Raw genomic sequence first — 3,495 nt, 5'->3', positions numbered from 1 at the left:
ACCTTTCCCCCGCCGACATCGAGCTATTGCTCGACAGGGCGGACCGCGCAGTCGCGATCTCGCGGCAGTCCGAGAAAAAAACCTCGACGCTGCGCGGCCGCACCCAGATCAACCTCTTCTATGAAGCCTCGACGCGCACGCAGTCGTCGTTCGAGCTTGCCGGAAAGCGGCTCGGCGCCGACGTCATGAACATGTCGGTGGCAAGCTCTTCGGTGAAGAAGGGCGAAACGCTCATCGACACGGCGATGACGCTGAACGCCATGCGGCCCGACATATTGATCATCCGCCACCAATCGGCGGGCGCGGCGGCGCTGCTGGCGCAGAAGGTCGGCTGCTCCGTCGTCAATGCCGGCGACGGTGCGCATGAGCACCCGACACAGGCGCTGCTCGATGCGCTGACCATCCGCCGCGCCAAGGGGCCGCTGTCGAAGCTGATCGTGGCGATCTGCGGCGACATCCTGCATTCGCGCGTGGCGCGCTCGAACATCATGCTGCTCAACGCGCTCGGCGCGCAGGTGCGTGTCGTCGCGCCGTCGACGCTGTTGCCCACCGGCATCGAGAAGATGGGTGTCATCGTCACTCGTTCGATGGCCGAAGGCCTCAAGGGCGCCGACGTGGTGATGATGCTGCGCCTGCAGCGCGAGCGCATGGAAGGCGCCTTCGTGCCTTCGGTGCGCGAATATTTCCGCTATTTCGGCCTCGATGCAGAGAAACTGAAGGCGGCCAAGGACGACGCGCTGGTGATGCATCCCGGGCCGATGAACCGCGGCGTCGAGATCGCCTCGGAAATCGCCGATGGTCCGCAAAGCGTCATCCAGGAACAGGTCGAGATGGGCGTTGCCGTGCGCATGGCCGTCATGGAAGCCCTGCTTGACCCGCGCCGCAACCATGAGGGCCGCGGCGCATGAGCATAACGGTTTTTGAGCGCGCCCGCATTGTCGATCCCTCGCGCAGCATGGACGAAGTCGGCGCCGTCATCGTCGATGGCCGCAAGATCGTCGCCGCCGGCAAGGCAGCGCTGAACCAAGGCGCCCCCGAGGGCGCGGCCGTTATCGACTGCGCCGGCAAGGCGATCATTCCCGGCCTGATCGATGGCCGCGTCTTCATCGGTGAGCCGGGCGGCGAGCATCGCGAAACCATTGCGTCGGCAAGTGTCGCGGCAGCGGCCGGCGGCGTCACCTCCATCGTCATGATGCCCGATACCGACCCGGTGATCGACAATGTCGCGTTGGTCGAGTTCGTGCTGCGCACCGCCAAGGACACGGCAAGCGTCAACGTCTTTCCGGCAGCGGCAATCACCAAGGGCCTCGACGGGCGCGAAATGACCGAGTTCGGCCTGCTGCGCGAAGCCGGCGCGGTCGCCTTCACCGATGGCCGCCACACCATATCGAGCGCGCTGGTGATGCGCCGCGCACTGACCTATGCACGCGACTTCGGCGCCACCATCGTGCATGAAACGCAGGATGCCGACCTGGGGTCATCCGGCGTAATGAATGAGGGCCTCTACGCAAGCTGGCTCGGCCTTTCCGGCATTCCGCGCGAAGCCGAATCCATTCCGCTGGAGCGCGATCTTGCGCTAGCGCGGCTGACGCGCGGTTCGTACCATGCGGCAAAGATCTCGACGGCGATGGCGGCAAACGCCGTGACGCGCGCGAAAGCCGATGGTGCAGCCGTCACATCGGGCGTCGCGATCCACAATCTGTCGCTGAATGAAAACGATGTCGGCGAGTACCGCACCTTCTTTCGCCTGACGCCGCCCCTGCGCGCCGAAGAAGATCGGCTGGCGATGATCGAGGCGGTCAGGGACGGCACGATCGACATCATCGTCTCCTCGCACGACCCGCAGGACGTCGACACCAAGCGCCTGCCTTTCGCCGACGCGGCGGCCGGCGCCATAGGGTTGGAGACGCTGCTGGGCGCGGCACTGCGGCTCTACCACAATGGCGACGTGCCGTTGCTCCGGCTGATCGAGACCCTGTCCACGGCTCCGGCAAGACTGTTCGGACTGCCCGGCGGCACGCTGAAGCCGGGTGCTGTCGCCGATCTTGCGCTTGTCGATCTCGACGAACCCTGGATCGTCAGCGAAAGCGGCATTCGTTCGCGCTCGAAAAACACCTGTTTCGAAGGCGCGCGGCTGCAGGGTAAGGTCTTGCAAACGCTGGTTGCGGGCCGCACAGTGTTTTCCGCCTGAGCCGGCAAACGCGCACCGCGCCTGATCCGGTCAAACTGGGGAAATGCGGGGGAAACAATGACTTACAGCCTCATCCCAGCGCTTGTGTTTGGCTATTTGCTTGGCTCGATTCCTTTCGGACTTCTGCTGACGCGAGCGGCCGGCCTTGGTGATGTGCGCAAGATCGGCTCCGGCAATATCGGTGCCACCAATGTCTTGCGCACCGGCAACAAGGGCCTTGCCGCCGCGACGCTGCTGCTCGACGCGCTGAAAGGCACGGCTGCCGTGCTGATATCAGGCCATTTTGCGCCTGAACTGGCGATCTGGGCCGGTCTCGGTGCCTTTCTCGGTCATCTCTTCCCGGTATGGCTCGGGTTCAAGGGCGGCAAGGGCGTCGCCACCTATCTCGGCGTGCTGATCGGCCTGGCCTGGCAGGTGGCGCTGATCTTCGCCGTCGTCTGGCTGGTGGTGGCTTTCCTGTTCCGTTTCTCCTCGCTGGCGGCGCTGACGGCGGCCGTCGTCGTGCCGATCGCGCTCTATGTCCTGAGTACACCGCAAATTGCCGGACTGTTCGTAGTGATGAGTATCATCGTCTTCATCAAGCACAGGGAAAACATTTCCCGCCTGCTTGCCGGCACCGAGGGCAAGATCGGAGCCAAGGGGTGAGCGAGCGCGCCGCCGAGGTGAGCGAGCCGACCGCCGGGCCGCGCCTCAGCGACCGGCAGCGGCTCAGCTGGCTGCGGCTGATTCGCACCCAGAATGTCGGCCCCGCCTCCTTTCGCGACCTGATCAACCGCTTCGGTTCGGCCGAAGTCGCACTGGAAATGCTGCCGGAATTGATGATTTCGGGCGGCGCCAACCGCATTGCCCGCATCCCAGCGATCGCGGAAGCCGAGGCCGAATTGGAAACGGCCCGAAAGGCTGGCGCGCGCTTTGTCGGCATTGGTGAGCCTGACTATCCGCCGCTCTTGCGCAACATGGACCATCCGCCGCCGCTGTTGGCGGTCAAAGGCAATGCCGCCGTCTTCCGGCTGCCGGGGATCGCCATTGTCGGTGCCCGCAACGCATCGCTGGCCGGTATCAAGATGGCGCGCATGCTGGCGGCGGATCTCGGCCGCGACGGCTATGCAATCGTCTCCGGCCTGGCCCGCGGCATCGACACGGCGGCGCATCAGGGCAGTCTGGCGACTGGCACCATCGGCGTTCTGGCCGGAGGCCTCGACCTGCCCTACCCGCCTGAAAATGCCGGCCTGTGTCAGGACATTGCCGAGCGCGGCGCCGTCATCTCGGAAATGCCCTTCGGTTGGCAGCCGCGCGCCCAGGAT

Annotated in this window: 4 protein-coding genes; all 4 read left to right on the top strand. The window is 65.2% G+C overall.

Annotated elements, in window-relative coordinates; all coding sequences use genetic code 11:
- Positions 1-908, top strand: a 908-nt coding sequence (locus EN935_RS27030) for an aspartate carbamoyltransferase catalytic subunit (RefSeq protein WP_127373796.1), incomplete at its 5' end; no start/stop codon positions are given.
- Positions 905-2,191: a dihydroorotase gene (locus EN935_RS27025; protein ID WP_127263471.1), complete on the top strand. Its 1,287-nt coding sequence runs from the start codon at positions 905-907 to the stop codon at positions 2,189-2,191. The genes EN935_RS27030 and EN935_RS27025, both read left to right, overlap by 4 nt.
- A gap of 57 nt (positions 2,192-2,248) precedes the next feature.
- A complete protein-coding gene (gene plsY / locus EN935_RS27020; protein ID WP_127263473.1) occupies positions 2,249-2,836 on the top strand; it encodes a glycerol-3-phosphate 1-O-acyltransferase PlsY in 588 nt (195 codons plus the stop codon).
- 17 nt (positions 2,837-2,853) lie between these two features.
- Positions 2,854-3,495, top strand: a 642-nt coding sequence (locus EN935_RS27015; protein ID WP_164771365.1) for a DNA-processing protein DprA, incomplete at its 3' end; no start/stop codon positions are given.

It is taken from the genome of Mesorhizobium sp. M7D.F.Ca.US.004.03.1.1 (genome assembly GCF_003998635.1).
GTDB classification, from domain to species: domain Bacteria; phylum Pseudomonadota; class Alphaproteobacteria; order Rhizobiales; family Rhizobiaceae; genus Mesorhizobium; species Mesorhizobium loti.
This window is presented reverse-complemented; position numbering and strand designations above follow the sequence as displayed.